The organism is Caulobacter vibrioides (assembly GCF_002310375.3).
GTDB lineage: Bacteria > Pseudomonadota > Alphaproteobacteria > Caulobacterales > Caulobacteraceae > Caulobacter > Caulobacter vibrioides_D.
This window is the reverse complement of record NZ_CP023315.3, coordinates 3,276,910-3,291,213: the sequence shown is the minus strand read 5'-3', so window position 1 is coordinate 3,291,213 and position 14,304 is coordinate 3,276,910. Positions and strand designations below refer to the sequence as shown.

Here is a 14,304-nt window from a genome sequence, read left to right as displayed (position 1 = left end):
GCGGGGCTTTAGCGCCCCCTCCGTCACGCGCCTTTCGCCGCGCGCCACCTCCCCCGTTGCACGGGTGAGGAGAACACCACTCCCCTCCTGCCCCGCTTGCGGGGGAGGTGGCGCGGCGCGGATACGCGACGTGACGGAGGGGGCGTTGCTGAGCTAAGAACGCTGTTATTCCCGGCTCCTAGCGTCGTGAAACCGCAATCAACTTGATGCACAGCCAGACCATGCCAGACGACGCCGCCTCCACCGCGAAAGCCAAACCCGCCGCCGCCGACAAGTTCGGCGAGGGTTTCGTCTGGGACGCCTGGTACGTGGCGGCCCTGTCGCCGGACATCAAGCCGGGCACGAAGTCCAAGCGCGAGTATCTGGGCGAGCCGGTGCTGCTGGGCCGTACACGGGCCGGTGAGGTCTATGCGATCCGCGATATCTGTCCGCACCGCGCCGCGGCCCTGTCGGCCGGCCGCCTGATCCGCGAGGCCGACGGGACCGACAGCGTCGAGTGCCCCTATCACGGCTGGCGCTTTGGGCCGGACGGCGCCTGCACGGCCATCCCGTCCCTGACCGCCGACAGCGACTTCGACATCGCCAAGGTGCGGGTGCGCCGCTATCCGACGGTCGAGGCGCAGGGCCTGGTGTGGATCTGGATGTCGTCGGACCCGCGCTTTGACGGCCAGCCGCCCGAGCCGCCGCCGGTGATCCCGGGCGTGGTGGGCGGCAAGCCCAAGCTCGTGGACCACCTGGACTACGACATCCATATCGACCACGCGGTGCTGGGCCTGATCGACCCGGCCCACGGGCCTTATGTGCATCAACAGTGGTGGTGGCGGACCAAAACCAGCCAGCACGAGAAGAACAAGCGCTTCGCCCCCAGCGAGGCCGGCTTCACCATGGTGCGGCACGAGCCGTCCAAGAACTCCAAGGCCTACGCCATCCTGGGCGGCGAGCCGCTGACCGAGATCACCTTCCGCCTGCCGGGTCTGCGCTGGGAGCATGTGACGGTGGGGACTAAGCAGGTGCTGGCCCTGTCGGCCATGACCCCGATCAACGCCCACAAGACCCGGATGAACCAGATCATGTGGTCGGACCACTGGGCCTTCACGGCCCTCTATCCGATCATCCGCATCGCCGCCCGCGCCTTCCTGCGCCAGGACGGCCGCATCGTCGAGAACCAGACGCCTGGCCTCAAGTGCAACCCGCCCCTGATGTGGGTGGGCGACGCCGACCAGCAGGCCCGCTGGTACCACCAGTGCAAACGCGAATGGAACGCCAGCCGCCGAGAGGGCCGTCCGTTCGTCAATCCGGTGCGGGACCAGACGCTGCGCTGGCGGACGTGAGGCGAGGGCGGGGCCCGCCGCGTAGCGGTGGGAGGGTGAGGGGTTTCGGGCGATGGCCTGATTTCCGGGTTCGACCCTGAGGGGACCTTGGCCTCCTTGCGTCCTTCGAGGCGCGCTCAAGAGCGCGCACCTCAGGATGAGGTGTTCAGCAACAGTGTTCCTCATCCTGAGGTGTGAGCCGTAGGCGAGCCTCGAAGGACGCACCGAGCTAGAAGCCCGACCTCGCCGGGAAGGTCGGGTTTCTGGAGGGATATTGGAGACTGCTAGCGATCCTGAGGGGACCGAAGAGCGCCCCCTCCGTCACGTCGCCTATCGGCGCCGCGCCACCTCCCCCGTTTCACGGGTGAGGACGAAACCGCTGCCCTCCTGCCCCGCTTGCGGGGGAGGTGGATCGCTGCGGATACGCAGCGAGACGGAGGGGGCGTTGAGAGCCAAAGGTCCGCTCCCCACCCCCAACAGACGATCACACTGTCCGCTTCCGGACAGGCCTTTCAACCCCTCATCCGTCAGCTACGCTGACACCTTCTCCCGCAAGGGGAGAAGGGGAGCGACCCCATGATGAACACCTACCGCCACCGCCTCCTCTCCAGCCTGCGCACCCTGCCGAGCGCGCGGGGGTGGCTGTTCTGCCTGGTGGTCTCCGCCATCACCCTGGCGACCATGGCGGTGATCGGCTTCTCGACGGGCCTCTATCACCTGACCCCGACCCAGCCGGACCTGGCCTGGCGGATGCTGACCGTGATCCTGATCCCGGCGCTGGGCGAGGAGATCCCGTTCCGGGCGGTGCTGACGCCGGGGCCGGGCGAGGGGCGGCGGCCGTGGGTCGAGATCGGCGTCGCCACCGGCCTCTATGTGCTGTGGCACGTGGTCGAGGCCCTGACCTTCCTGCCCAACGCCGCGCAGGTGTTCCTGCGGCCTGACTTCCTGCTGTGCTGCGCGGTGCTGGGCCTGGGCTGCGCGGTGACCAAGCGGGTGACCGGCTCAGTCTGGCCGGCGGTGCTGCTGCACTGGGCGCTGGTGGTGGTCTGGCAGACCTGGCTGGGCGGGGTCAGCGCCCTGTCCTGAGCAGAATGCGCGATTCAGGAATCGCACATTCCGCTCTGACGCTTTGTTTTCGCATCGTTTTTGCGGAAAACCGGTTCCCACTTTTCCGCACGATGCTTCGCCCACGAAAAAGCCCGCCCGGTCATGGGGGGACCGGACGGGCTCTCTTCTCGGAACGCGGCCAGAGGGACGGAGCGGTCGCGCCCCGAAAGCTCGGCGAGGGGGTTTAGCCCTCGATCGCTCTGGCCCGCTTAGGCGCGGTAGACGTAGGCGCTGGAAACGAAGCCGACGCCGACGCCGTCCTGGCCGACCAGGATCCACTTGCCGTCCTTGGTGCGGCCCAGGGCCTGGAAGGTCGTGCCCGAGTCCACCGCGCCCAGGCGTTCGCCCCGGGTGGAGGCGGCGGCCCGCAGGTTGACGGTCGAACGGGTGACCATCTTCTTCTCGATCTTGACCAGCGGGGCGGCCTGGACCGTCTGGGCGTAGCGGAAGCCGCCCGACTTATAGATCCCGCCGACCTCTTGGGCCGCGTCGCTCTTTTGCATCTTGCAGCCGATCAGCGAGCCGGCGCCCGCGCCGACCACGGCGCCGATCGCCGTTCCCGTGCCCTGGTCGTTCTTGGCCAGGTTCGAGCCGGCCGCGGCGCCCAACAGGGCCCCGACGACGGCGCCGACTTCCTGCTTCTTGCCCGAGGCCTTGCAGCCGACGACGCCGCCCAGCTTCTCGTCCATGGCGTGCGCGGCGGGGGCGGCGGTCATCGCCAGCGCGGTGGCCGCAGCGCCCAGGGTCAGGGTGATCGTCTTGATTTTGCCAATGGTGGTTTGGGTGATGGTCATGGTCTTGGTCCTTCGTCCCTTTTGAAAGTCTCCGGGGTCAGCAACCCCGTGAGACAGACCATGACAGGGTGAAGCTGAACGGTTGCGCGGACCGCTCTGGCAGAATTCGTTCATGTGAAAAAAGGCGGACGAGCCCTGCGTGGCTGCTCTCAAATCGAGTTGCATGCGATTGCGCCAGGCTTGCGGCTCGGATATCGGCGCAGGGGGCGTCGCCCGGGGGAAAAGTCATGGCTCTTGGATTGAAACCCGCACGCGGGATGCTGTTGACGGCCGCGCTACTGCTGGCGGCGGGTTGCGACCAGAAGCCTGCGCCGCCCCCGGCGCCGCAGGCCACGACGGCGCCCGCGCCCACCACGATCAAGAAGCCCGCGACGGGCCCCGCCTATGTGGAAGCGGAAACCGACCCCGACAAGCGCGAGTGGCGCGAGCAGGAGGCTCTGCTTCTCAAGGAACTGGGCCAACCCGAAGCCCGGCAGGGCGACACCTTGACGATCCGGCGCGACGGCAAGGTCGTGCTGTCCCTGACAGACCCCGAAAACGAAGCGTGGGTGCTGACCGATGTCATCACGATGACCCGCGATGGCGTCGAGCAGATCCACTATGAAGTCAGTCATCACCTCACGGGGCAGGTCGATGAGCCCTCCGCGACCCTGTTCGACCAGAACGGCGTCGAGATCGAGACCTATAGCGACTGGGCGATCTGGCGCGGCGCCATCGCGGCGATCTCCTGGAGCGATCAGGGCTACGACGTTGGTTCTCCAGGCAACAACACCCTCGAGCTGCACGACCTGACGAAGACGCCGCACCGGAAATATGTCTTCAAGGCGCGCTGTAACGCATCCCGCTGGATTAGCGACACCGAGCTCAAGGTCGTCTGTTCGCGTCCTGCGTTGCAGGATGCCTCACCCGGCGTGCAGCCCAACGGCACACTCGAGAATACTGATGCGGTCGTGACTCGCGTTGGGCCAAACGCCTGGCGGTTGCGCGAACTGCGGGCGCCCAAGGCCAAGCTGATGGACGTCGAGAACAACCCCCCGACCGCCTATGACGAGACCGTCGAGGGCGTGGCCTTTTAGGGCGATCAGCCCTTCGTGAACACGTGACGGTCGGGCGAGCCCAGCGAACAGCCCAAAGCGGCTTTGGAAGATTCCGCTGAACCGGGTCGGAGACCGCACCGACTGAATGGGTCCTGCGGATAAGCCTCGCCCCGTACAACCCCACGCGGGCGCCGCCTTGCCCGCCGTGCGGTTCTGGCTAGTGTGCCACCGCCATTTTCGTCGGCCGGGGGGCCTTATGTCGTTTCAGTCCAGATCCGTGATGCTCGCGCTCAGCCTGACCGCCCTTGGCGCCCTGTCGGGCTGCGACAAGCCGCCCGGCGCCGCCAAGCCGCCGGCGGAGGCCGCCAAGCCTGTCGCGCCTGCAGCCCCGGCGGCCACGGCGGAGCCGCTGCCGGAGGCGCCGCCGGTGACCGCCTACCCTGAATTTATAGACGGGCGTAAGTACGAGGCCAATTTGCTGAAGTCCCTAGGCCAGCCGAACGCGCGCCAGGATCAGACCCTGACGCTCATGCACAACGGCAAGCCCGGCCTGGTCATGACCGATGACGAGGACGCGTTCTACCTGCTGACCGACGTCCTCCAGGTCCCGACCGCCAACGGCGTACAGACCGTCTACGAGGTGACCACGCACTATATCGGCGTGTCAGACGAACCCTCCCCCGCCTTCTATGACGCGCGGGGCGCCCGCATCGAGTCCTATGAGGGGTACGGTCTGTGGCGGGGCGCCATGTTCGCGGTCGGATACCAAATGCAGGTCTATGGCGTCGGCGACGTCGGCCGCGCCAGCACCGAGTTGCGCGACTGGTCGACCAAGCCGCACCGCAGGTTTGACTTCAAGGCGCGCTGCCTGCCCGAAGCGTGGGTCAGCGACACCGAGATCAAGGGCTACTGCCAGCGCCCCACTGGCCTGGAGGGCACTGTGGAGTTGACAGACGAAAGGACCGAAGCGGTCTTCACGCGCGTGGGACCCAACGCCTGGCGCCTGCGCGAACTGCAGGCGCCCAAGGGCAAGGTGACGGATGTCGAGAACAACCCCCCGACCGCCTATGACGAGACCGTCAGGGGCGTGCCCTATTCGGGGTATCAGTAGCCGCTAGGGGCCCTAATGTCTTACCCGTCCAAATCCGTGACCCTAGCGCTCAGCCTGGCGGTCCTTGGCGCCCTGTCGGGCTGTGACAAGCCGCCCGGCGCCGCCAAGCCGCCGGCGGAGGCGGCCAAGCCCGTCGCGCCGGCGCCCGCTTCGCCCCCAGCGGAGGCGGCGCAGCCGCCGCCGCCGGCGAGCTCCCACCCCGACTTCTTGGAAGGGCGAAAGGACGAGGCCGAGTTGCTGAAGGCCCTTGGCCAGCCGAACGCGCGCCAGGGTCAGACGCTGACGCTCCTGCACAACGGCAAGCCCGGCCTGGTCCTGACCGATGACGAGGAACAATTCCACCTGCTGAGCGAAGTCATTCAGGTGCCGACAGCCAGCGGCGTTCAGACCGTTTACCGGGTGACCTATCATCTGATCGGCCAAGTCGATGAGCCCGGCTCCATCTTCTATGACGAGCGGGGAGCCGCCATCGAATCCCATGACGGGTTCGGTCTGCGGCGGGGCGCCGTGTTCGCCGTCGGGTACCAGGAGCAGACCTACAGCGTCGGCGACGTGGGCCGCGTCAGCACCCAGTTGCGCGACTGGTGGACCAAGCCGCACCGCAAGTTTGACTTCAAGGCGCGCTGTCTGCCCGAAGCGTGGGTCAGCGACACCGAGATCAAGGGCTACTGCCTGCGCCCCACCGGCCAGGAGGGCACGGAGGCGGTGACAGACGAACAGACCGACGCGGTCTTCATGCGCGTTGGGCCCAACGCCTGGCGCCTGCGCGAACTGCAGGCGCCCAAGGGCAAGCTGATGGACGTCGAGAACAACCCCCCAACCGCCTATGACGAGACCGTCAGGGGCGTGCCCTATTCCGGGTAGCCTTCGTCGGCGGGTGTTCCGGCCCTGGGTTACGCCGCCGCCTGGTCGGCGTCCTCAAGGCTTACGCCCAGTCGTTCCAGCAGCGCCCGAGCGCCGTTCGTTGTCAGGCGAACCGCACGTCCGTTGGGCTCAAGGGCCAGCCAACCCCGCTGGGTCATCGCCGCCAGCAGCTTGACGCCCAGCGGGCCCGCCAGGTGGTGGCGGCGCTCGGTCCAGTCCAGGCAGGGCCGCGCCACACCGCGCGCGCCGCGCAGGGTCTGGCTGGAGACGCCGAGGTCCTCGAACCAGGTGTGGCCCTCGGGCGTGATCGCATAGCGCTTGTCGCCGGCCGGACGGATCAGGTCGCGGTCGAGCAGGGCGTCACAGACCTTCACGCCCAGGCGCCCGGCCAGATGGCCGTAGCAGCAGCGCGCGTCGCGCAGGGCGCGGGCCTTGGGCGAGCGCGGGATCTCCAGCGAACGCACCGGAGCGGCGATCACCGACAAGGCCTCGATCGCGTGCGCCACCTCGGCCGAGGCCAGCCGGTAGTAGCGGTGGCGGCCCTGGCGCTCGACCGCCAGCAGCCCGCCATCGACCAGCTTGGCCAGATGGTTGCTCGCCGCCTGGGCGGTGACGCCGGCGGCCCAGGCCAGGGCGCTGGCGGGTTGGGCCCGGCCGTCCTGCAGGACCTGCAGCATGGCCGCGCGGGTCGGATCGCCGATCAGGGCGGCGGGGGAGGCGATGTTGGCGTCCATGGCGTCACCTTAGACCCAATCGGCGCGTGATGGTTCATCGGCGCGTGTAACAACGCGCCCGCTCCAGGGCGCATGAGCCGGCCCATGATCGCCTCCTCGCCCGCGCCCCGCCTCGGCTGGGTCACCGCCGCCGCCAGTTTCGGCTTCTTCGTCACCCAACTGGACGTCACCATCGTCAATGTGGCGCTGGACGCCATCGGCCGGACATTCGCCGCCCCGACCGCGCAGCTGCAATGGCTGGTCGACGCCTATGTCCTGGCGCTGGCGGCGATGCTGCTGTCAGCGGGCGCGATCGGCGATCGGATCGGCCCCAAACGGGCCTTCGTCTGGGGCCTGGTGCTGTTCGGCGTGGCCTCGGCGATCTGCGGCCTGGCTGCTGGACCGTTGAGCCTGATCGTGGCGCGCGCGGCGCAAGGCGCGACGGGCGCCCTGCTGATCCCGCCGTCCCTGGCCCTGATCGCCCACGCCGCCCACGGCGACGACCGCAAGCGGGCCTCGGCGGTGGGCTGGTGGACGGCGGCCGGCGGGGTGTCGATCGCCGCCGGCCCGGTGCTGGGCGGCCTGCTGGTGGAGACCCTGGGTTGGCGCTGGGTGTTCTTCGTCAATCTGCCGATCTGCCTGCTGGGCGCCATCCTGACCCAGATCGTTGCGCCCCCGACGCCGCCCAAGCCGGCCGCGCCGTCGGACCTGACCGGACAGGTCCTGGCGGTCGCCGCCGTCACCCTGGTGGTCGGCGCGCTGATTGAGGGCGGTCATCGCGGATGGCGCGCCTGGCCGGCGGGCGCGCTGGTCGCGGGGCTGGGGCTGCTGGGGCTGTTCCTGCGTCACCAGCGGCGGGCGGTGCATCCGGTCATGCCGCTGGCCGCCTTCGCCCGGCGCCCGGCCTGGCTGGCGGTGGTGGTCGGCTCGGCCCTGAACTTCACCTACTACGGGATGATCTTCGTCCTGGGCCTCTACATGCTGCGGGCCCTCGACTGGCCGCCGGGCAAGGCGGGACTGGCCTTCCTGCCGCTGACGGCCACCTTCATCGTCTCCAACCTCGCCAGCGGTCGTCTTGTTTCGCGCCTTGGCGCGCGGGCGGTGACAGCGGGCGGCGTGCTGATCGCGGCCTGCGGCTACGCCCTGACCGCCCGGCTGGGCGCAGAAAGCGGCATGCTGGAGATGCTGCCCGGCTTCGCCCTGATCCCCGGTGGGATGGGCCTGGCCATCCCGGCCCTGACCAGCGGTCTGCTGGCCAGCGTCGATCGCCATGAGGCCGGAGCCGCTTCCGGCGCGCTCAACGCCTGCCGCCAGGTGGGCGGCGCGGCCGGCGTCGCGATCTTCGGCGCCCTGGCCAGCGTCGACGCGGTCGCCGGGGTTCGAAGCTCAGGGATCGCCGCCGCAGCGATGCTGCTCGGGGCGGCTGCGATCGTCCTTCTTCCGCGTGGTGGAAAGAGGAACCCGACCTCCCCGGCGAACGCCGAAGCCCAGATTCATCCTTGAGCGTCAGCCGTGAAAGCGAAAGGGCGCCGAGCGAAGCCGCTCGGCGCCCTTCTGTTCGATCTGGACCCGGCGTTCGCCGGGGAGATCGGATACTAAAGGCTCTAGCGCACCAGCGAGCCGTGGCACTGCTTGAACTTCTTGCCCGAGCCGCAGGGGCAGGGGGCGTTGCGGTTGGTGCGCTCCCACTCTTCGGGCAAGGCGGCGACCGGCAGGGCTTCGCGCTGCTGGGACGACAGGCCGTCCGGGATCGCGCCGGCGACGGCGGCGTTCTCGCCCGTCAGCGGATCCAGGTGGACTTCCTGCAGGCCTTCCAGCGACTGGTACGGGACTTCCGGCTCGGCATAGGCGATCTCGACCGTCATCAGCCAGCGGGTGGTGTTGGTGCGCAGGTCCCCCAAGAGCTTCTCGAACAGCGAGAAGGCCTCGGTCTTGTACTCGTTCAGCGGATCACGCTGGCCATAACCGCGCAGGCCGATGACGTTGCGCAGGTGATCCAGGTGCATCAGGTGCTCGCGCCACTGCAGATCGATCATCTGCAGCAGGAAGTTCTTCTCGACCGAGCGCATCTGCTCGGGCGTGATGATCTCCTCGCGCTGGGCGGCATAAGCGTCGGCCGCCTTGGTGATGCGTTCCTTCATCTCCTCGTCGGCGATGCCTTCCTCGGCGGCCCACTCGGCGATCGGCAAGTCCAGGCCCAGGATCGACTTCACGCGCTCGGTCAGGCCCTCGACGTCCCACTGCTCGGCATAGGCCTTGGGCGGCAGGTGGCGCGCGACCAGGTCGTCGATCGTGTCGTGGCGCATCTCGGCGATGATGTCCGAGAGGTCGGTGGACTCCATGAACTCCTGGCGCTGCTCGAACACGGCCTTGCGCTGGTCGTTGACGACGTCGTCGTACTTCAGGAGGTTCTTGCGGATCTCGTAGTTGCGCTGCTCGACGCGCTTTTGCGCCGTGGCGATGGCGTTGTTCAGCCACTTGTGGGTGATCGCCTCGCCTTCCTGGACGCCGAAGGTGCGCATGATCGCATCCAGGCGCTCGCCGGCGAAGATGCGCAGCAGGTCGTCTTCGCACGACAGGAAGAACTTCGAACGACCCGGGTCGCCCTGACGGCCGGTACGGCCGCGCAGCTGGTTGTCGATGCGGCGGCTTTCGTGGCGCTCGGTGCCCAGCACGAACAGGCCGCCGGCGTCCAGCGCCTGCTTCTTGCGGTCGGCGATCTCGGTCTCGAGGCGGGCGCGCTCTTCGGCCTCGTCCTCGACGGTGATCTCCAGACCCATGCCGCGCTGCTGCTGACGCCAGTTGAACAGGCGCATGTCGATGCTGCCGCCCAGCTGGATGTCGGTGCCGCGACCGGCCATGTTGGTGGCGATGGTCACCGCGCCGGGCACGCCCGCGTCGGCGACGATCACGGCTTCCTGCTCGTGGAAGCGGGCGTTCAGCACCTGGTGCGGGATGCCCTTCTGCTTCTTGCCGTCCTTCTCGAAGCTGAAGGTCGACAACAGCTTGGACAGCTCTTCAGACTTCTCAATCGAGACGGTGCCCACCAGGATCGGCTGGCCGCGCACGTGGCAGTCGGCGATCTGGGTGAGGATGGCCTGGTTCTTCTCGCGCTCGGTGCGATAGACCTCGTCGTCGTCATCGATGCGCTGGATGGTGCGGTTGGTCGGAATTTCCGAGACGCTCATCTTGTAGATGTCGTCGAATTCCTGAGCCTCGGTCGAGGCCGTGCCGGTCATGCCCGACAGCTTCTTGTAGAGGCGGAAGTAGTTCTGGATGGTCACCGAGGCCAGGGTCTGGTTCTCGGGCTGGATGTCGGCGCCTTCCTTGGCCTCGATGGCCTGGTGCAGGCCTTCCGACAGGCGGCGGCCGGTCATCATGCGGCCGGTGAACTCGTCGATCAGGACAACCTCGCCGCCCTTGACGATGTAGTCCTTGTCGCGCGTGTACAGGATGTTGGCGCGCAGGGCCTGGTTGACGTGGTGCACCACCGAGACGTTGGCCGCGTCGTAGAGACCCGCCGAGTCCTCGGCCAGGTGGCCGCCCGACATCAGGATCTCTTCGATCTTCTCCTGGCCCTCTTCGGTCAGGATGACCTGCTTTTGCTTCTCGTCGTGGTCGTACATCGACGTGTCGAGGATCAGCTCCTTAATCAGCACGTCGATGGTCTTGTAGAAGCTGCTGCGGTCCTCGGTCGGGCCCGAGATGATCAGCGGGGTGCGGGCTTCGTCGATCAGGATCGAGTCCACTTCGTCGACGATCGCGAAGTTGTGGCCGCGCTGGACCATTTCCTCGACGCTGTAGACGAGGTTGTCGCGCAGATAGTCGAAGCCGAACTCGTTGTTGGTGCCGTAGGTGATGTCGCTGCGATAGGCGCGCTGGCGCTCGCCTTGGCTCAGGCCGTTGACGATCACGCCGTAAGACAGGCCCAGGAAGTTATAGACCTGACCCATCCAGTCGGCGTCGCGGCGGGCCAGATAGTCGTTGACGGTGATGACGTGAACGCCCTTGCCTTCCAGAGCGTTCAGGTACGTCGGCAGGGTGGCGACCAGGGTCTTGCCTTCACCGGTGCGCATCTCCGAGATGCCCGAGAAGTGCAGCACCATGCCGCCCACCATCTGGACGTCGAAGTGGCGCATGCCCAGCACGCGCTTGGAGGCTTCGCGCACCACGGCGAAGGCTTCGTGCAGCAGGTCGTCGAGGGTCTCGCCCTTTTCCAGGCGCGCCTTGAACTCGGCCGTCTTGCCCTTCAGCGCCTCGTCGGAGAGGGCGGCGTATTCGGCTTCATAGGCGTTGATCTTGGCCACGCGCCCGGTCAGCGTCTTGACCTTGCGTTCGTTGGAAGAGCCGAAGAGCTTTTTGGCGAAACCAAGCATTCAGGGGGAATCCGGAGGGCGGTTTGGACGAGGAGGCCGGCGCTAAGGCTGAGAGGCCTCGACTACGGAGATGAAAATCGGCCGCAACAACGCGTAAACTCGCTGTTCCGGTGCGGCCGGAGACTTAAGCACCGCCCCCCGTGGTGTCAACGCGAAGACCCTAGAACAAAGAGGGTTTAAGCGGCTGAAACCTTGGCTCCAGGGGCGGTTTTCAGGACGCAGAACGCTTTCGGCCGCGAAGCCGTTTCCCCTTGGGTAAAAACCGCGCTAGAGCCCATTCAGCAAAGCCGGAGATCTTGGCCTTGAAGACCTCTTTCCGCCTGATGGGCGTGCTGGGCGCTATGGCCTGCGCGCTGATGATCGCCTCCTGCGGCCAGAACAAGGTCGCCGACAAGCCGCCCGAGCCGGGCGACACGGCCGTGGCGCGGGTCAACGGCCAGGTGATCTGGGCCAGCGACGTCAAGCGCGAGGCCGTGGCGCAAGGGCTGATCAGCGAGGGCGAGCCGCTGGACATCTCCAGCGAGGTGTTCCGCCAGCGCCTCGACGAGGTCATCGACCAGAAGCTGCTGGCCGCCGAGGCCACCAAGCGCAAGCTCGACAAGGACCCGCTGGCCCAGCGCCGCCTGGCCGCGGCCCGCGAGCGCATCCTGGGCGACATGCTGGTCGAGGGCGTGGTCGAGAAGGCCGTGACCGAGGACGCCATCCGCAAGCTCTACGCCGAGCAGCAGAAGCTCTCCAAGCGCTCCGAAGAGATCCGCGCCCGCCAGATCCTGGTCGGCAGCCAGGCCGAGGCCGAGAGCATCAAGAAGCTCCTGGCCACCGGCGCCTCGTTCGACGCCCTGGCCATGGAGCGCTCGACCGACCAGGCCACCCGCTTCAACGGCGGGGACCTGGGCTATTTCACCCTGGACGTGATGCCCGAGGCCTATGGCGTGGCCCTGAAGGACGCTCAGAAGGGCGCGCTGATCGGGCCCTTCGCGGCCGAGGGCGGCTGGGTGCTGGTCAAGGTCGAGGACAAGCGCGTCGAGGAGCCGATCACCCTGGAGGCCGCGCGCCCGCAGATCATCCGCTTCCTGACCTATGACCAGGTCCGCGACATCCTCGAGAAGCTGCGCGGCTCGGCCAAGGTCGAGATGATGATCGGCAAGTCCCAGGAACTGCCCGCCGGCAGCGCCCAGGAGCCCGCCTCGGCCCCGGCGGAACTGCAAGGCGCCGCGCCTGCCTCGGCTCCGCCGCCTGCCGCCCAACCCGCCCAACCCGCGAAGAAGTAAGTATACGAGCGGTCCATGCCCAAGACGACGAAGACGCCCGCCGATAACGCCGCCGAGCCCGTGGCCACGCCCGCCGAACGCGCCCATGGGGTCATCGACGCGATCGTCGATCCGCTGACCTCGGCGCTGAAGCGCGCGGGCCTGCGCCGCGCCCAGAAGTCGGCCGGCGAGTCCGACCAGGCCTCCGCGACCCCGGCCAAGGCCGCGACGGGCGCGGGCAAGCCGGGTCTGGCGATCTCGCCGCTGGCCGTGCCGTTCCCGACCATTCCGCCGATCGCCGGCGTCGAGATCGCCACCGGCCGGGCGGGCTTCTACAAGCACGAGCGCGAAGACCTGCTCCTGATGCGCTTTTCCGAGGGCACCTCGGCGGCGGGCGTCTTCACCCGCCACGGCGTCGGCTCGGCCCCGGTGGACTGGTGCAAGCGCCAGCTGGCGGCGACGGGCGGCGCGGACGTGCGCGCCCTGGTGGTCAACGCCGGCTGCGCCAACAGCTTCACCGGCAAGCCCGGCGCCGATGCGGTGCGCCGCGTGGCCACGGCCGTCGGCAAGCGGATGGACTGCCGCCAGCGCGACGTGATGATGGCCTCGACCGGCGTCATCGGCGTCATCCTGGACGACAGCAAGATCACCGCCCGCCTGCCCGAGGTGGAGGCCCGCCTGAAGGCTGACGCCTGGGCCGAGGCCGGCCGGGCGATCATGACCACCGACACCTTCCCGAAAGGCGCCTATGCGACGGCGCTGATCGACGGCGTCGAGGTCAAGATCGCCGGCATCGCCAAGGGCTCGGGCATGATCGCGCCGGACATGGCCACCATGCTGGCCTTTGTCGCCACCGACGCGGCCATCGCCCCGGCCGCCCTGCAGACCCTGGTCAGCCTCTATACCCGCACCACCTTCAACTGCGTGACGGTGGACGGCGACCGCTCGACCAACGACACCCTGCTGTTGTTCGCCACAGGCCAGTCGGGCGCGCCCAAGATCAGCCGTCCGGGCGACAAGCGCCTGGCCGACTTCCGCGAGAAGCTGGAAGGCGTGCTGCTGGATCTGGCCCTGCAGCTCGTGAAGGACGGCGAGGGCGCGACCAAGTTCGTCAAGATCACCGTCAACGGCGCCGAGAGCCCGGCCAGCGCCCGCAAGATCGCCCGCACCATCGCCGAGAGCCCGCTGGTCAAGACCGCCTTCGCCGGCGAGGACGCCAACTGGGGCCGCATCGTCATGGCCGTGGGCCGCGCCGACGAGCCGGTGGCCCGCGAGAAGATCAGCGTCAAGTTCGGCGACCTCTACGCCGCGCGCGACGGCCTGATCTCGGCCGAATACGACGAGGCCAAGATGAGCGCCTACGTCAAGAACCAGGCCTTCGAGGTCTCGGTGGACGTCGGGGTGGGCCGCGGCTCGGCCACGGTCTGGACCTGCGACCTGACCAAGCAGTACGTGGCGATCAACGGGGATTACCGGAGCTAGGGGGCTGACGCGCCCTGCGTCCTTCGAGGCGCGCTCAGGCGCGCGCACCTCAGGATGAGGCGTTCAGTAACGGGTTTCCTCATCCTGAGGTGCGAGCCGAAGGCGAGCCTCGAAGGACGCAGGGACGCCCCCTCCGTCTCGCTGCGTATCCGCAGCGATCCACCTCCCCCGCAAGCGGGGCAGGAGGGGACTCGCTTCCTCCTCACCCGCATCGCGGGGGAGGTGGCGCGGCGCCGATAGGCGACGTGACGGAGGGGGCG

At 68.1% G+C, this 14,304-nt stretch carries 11 protein-coding genes and 3 pseudogenes; 10 read left to right on the top strand and 4 right to left on the bottom strand.

All coding sequences use genetic code 11. The annotated features are described in order from the left end of the window. Positions 1-12: 12 nt before the first annotated feature. Positions 13-134: pseudogene (locus tag CA606_RS20695) on the top strand (hypothetical protein); the annotation flags it as partial. 72 nt (positions 135-206) lie between these two features. Beyond that, the gene (locus CA606_RS15550; RefSeq protein WP_423752935.1) at positions 207-1,331 is read left to right on the top strand and encodes a Rieske 2Fe-2S domain-containing protein; all 1,125 of its coding nucleotides are present in this window, start codon (positions 207-209) and stop codon (positions 1,329-1,331) included. A gap of 309 nt (positions 1,332-1,640) precedes the next feature. Here CA606_RS15550 and CA606_RS20270 read toward each other — a convergent pair. Next, positions 1,641-1,757 (bottom strand): annotated as a pseudogene (locus CA606_RS20270) (hypothetical protein); the annotation flags it as partial. A 129-nt stretch (positions 1,758-1,886) separates the two neighbouring features. On the opposite strand from CA606_RS20270, the gene CA606_RS15545 reads away from it, so the two are divergent. Beyond that, a complete protein-coding gene (locus CA606_RS15545; protein WP_096053711.1) occupies positions 1,887-2,396 on the top strand; it encodes a type II CAAX prenyl endopeptidase Rce1 family protein in 510 nt (169 codons plus the stop codon). 230 nt (positions 2,397-2,626) lie between these two features. Here the strand turns inward: CA606_RS15545 and CA606_RS15540 are convergent, their stop codons facing one another. Further along, the gene (locus CA606_RS15540; protein ID WP_024265903.1) at positions 2,627-3,211 is read right to left on the bottom strand and encodes an SH3 domain-containing protein; all 585 of its coding nucleotides are present in this window, start codon (positions 3,209-3,211) and stop codon (positions 2,627-2,629) included. Between the two features lie 257 nt (positions 3,212-3,468). Here CA606_RS15540 and CA606_RS15535 point away from each other — a divergent pair, with 257 nt between their 5' ends. From CA606_RS15535 to CA606_RS15525, 3 genes are all read left to right on the top strand, one after another. Then, positions 3,469-4,287 (top strand): hypothetical protein, encoded by an 819-nt coding sequence (locus tag CA606_RS15535; RefSeq protein WP_233282160.1) that lies wholly within the window; start codon positions 3,469-3,471, stop codon positions 4,285-4,287. A 217-nt stretch (positions 4,288-4,504) separates the two neighbouring features. Beyond that, the gene (locus CA606_RS15530; protein ID WP_181242627.1) at positions 4,505-5,359 is read left to right on the top strand and encodes a hypothetical protein; all 855 of its coding nucleotides are present in this window, start codon (positions 4,505-4,507) and stop codon (positions 5,357-5,359) included. A 15-nt stretch (positions 5,360-5,374) separates the two neighbouring features. Then, the gene (locus CA606_RS15525) at positions 5,375-6,223 is read left to right on the top strand and encodes a hypothetical protein (RefSeq protein WP_096053714.1); all 849 of its coding nucleotides are present in this window, start codon (positions 5,375-5,377) and stop codon (positions 6,221-6,223) included. A gap of 29 nt (positions 6,224-6,252) precedes the next feature. Here CA606_RS15525 and CA606_RS15520 read toward each other — a convergent pair whose 3' ends face one another. Further along, positions 6,253-6,957: an ArsR/SmtB family transcription factor gene (locus CA606_RS15520; protein WP_096053715.1), complete on the bottom strand. Its 705-nt coding sequence runs from the start codon at positions 6,955-6,957 to the stop codon at positions 6,253-6,255. Between the two features lie 72 nt (positions 6,958-7,029). Between CA606_RS15520 and CA606_RS15515 the strand changes: the two genes are divergently transcribed. After that, positions 7,030-8,439 carry an MFS transporter gene (locus CA606_RS15515; protein WP_096053716.1) on the top strand — a complete coding sequence of 470 codons (1,410 nt, stop codon included), beginning with the start codon at positions 7,030-7,032 and terminating at the stop codon, positions 8,437-8,439. 101 nt (positions 8,440-8,540) lie between these two features. On the opposite strand, the gene secA is transcribed toward CA606_RS15515, so the two are convergent. Beyond that, on the bottom strand, positions 8,541-11,312 hold the full coding sequence (secA, locus tag CA606_RS15510; protein WP_096053717.1) for a preprotein translocase subunit SecA: 2,772 nt from the start codon (positions 11,310-11,312) through the stop codon (positions 8,541-8,543). A 296-nt stretch (positions 11,313-11,608) separates the two neighbouring features. Here secA and CA606_RS15505 point away from each other — a divergent pair, with 296 nt between their 5' ends. The 3 genes and pseudogenes from CA606_RS15505 to CA606_RS20265 all read left to right on the top strand — a co-directional run. Then, positions 11,609-12,583, top strand: a complete 975-nt coding sequence (locus CA606_RS15505; protein ID WP_181242626.1) for a peptidylprolyl isomerase — start codon at positions 11,609-11,611, stop codon at positions 12,581-12,583. Positions 12,584-12,598: 15 nt separating this feature from the next. Further along, positions 12,599-14,044 (top strand): bifunctional glutamate N-acetyltransferase/amino-acid acetyltransferase ArgJ, encoded by a 1,446-nt coding sequence (gene argJ / locus CA606_RS15500; RefSeq protein ID WP_181242625.1) that lies wholly within the window; start codon positions 12,599-12,601, stop codon positions 14,042-14,044. Between the two features lie 114 nt (positions 14,045-14,158). Next, positions 14,159-14,284: pseudogene (locus CA606_RS20265) on the top strand (hypothetical protein); the annotation flags it as partial. Between the last annotated feature and the right edge of the window lie 20 nt (positions 14,285-14,304).

What these genes read in the sequence shown, in the direction of transcription:
- CA606_RS15550 (WP_423752935.1), top strand. Translation starts at nt 207, where the DNA reads ATGCACAGCCAGACCATGCCAGACGACGCCGCCTCCACCGCGAAAGCC.
- CA606_RS15545 (WP_096053711.1), top strand. Translation starts at nt 1,887, where the DNA reads ATGATGAACACCTACCGCCACCGCCTCCTCTCCAGCCTGCGCACCCTG.
- CA606_RS15540 (WP_024265903.1), bottom strand. Translation starts at nt 3,211, where the DNA reads ATGACCATCACCCAAACCACCATTGGCAAAATCAAGACGATCACCCTG.
- CA606_RS15535 (WP_233282160.1), top strand. Translation starts at nt 3,469, where the DNA reads ATGCTGTTGACGGCCGCGCTACTGCTGGCGGCGGGTTGCGACCAGAAG.
- CA606_RS15530 (WP_181242627.1), top strand. Translation starts at nt 4,505, where the DNA reads ATGTCGTTTCAGTCCAGATCCGTGATGCTCGCGCTCAGCCTGACCGCC.
- CA606_RS15525 (WP_096053714.1), top strand. Translation starts at nt 5,375, where the DNA reads ATGTCTTACCCGTCCAAATCCGTGACCCTAGCGCTCAGCCTGGCGGTC.
- CA606_RS15520 (WP_096053715.1), bottom strand. Translation starts at nt 6,957, where the DNA reads ATGGACGCCAACATCGCCTCCCCCGCCGCCCTGATCGGCGATCCGACC.
- CA606_RS15515 (WP_096053716.1), top strand. Translation starts at nt 7,030, where the DNA reads ATGAGCCGGCCCATGATCGCCTCCTCGCCCGCGCCCCGCCTCGGCTGG.
- secA (WP_096053717.1), bottom strand. Translation starts at nt 11,312, where the DNA reads ATGCTTGGTTTCGCCAAAAAGCTCTTCGGCTCTTCCAACGAACGCAAG.
- argJ (WP_181242625.1), top strand. Translation starts at nt 12,599, where the DNA reads ATGCCCAAGACGACGAAGACGCCCGCCGATAACGCCGCCGAGCCCGTG.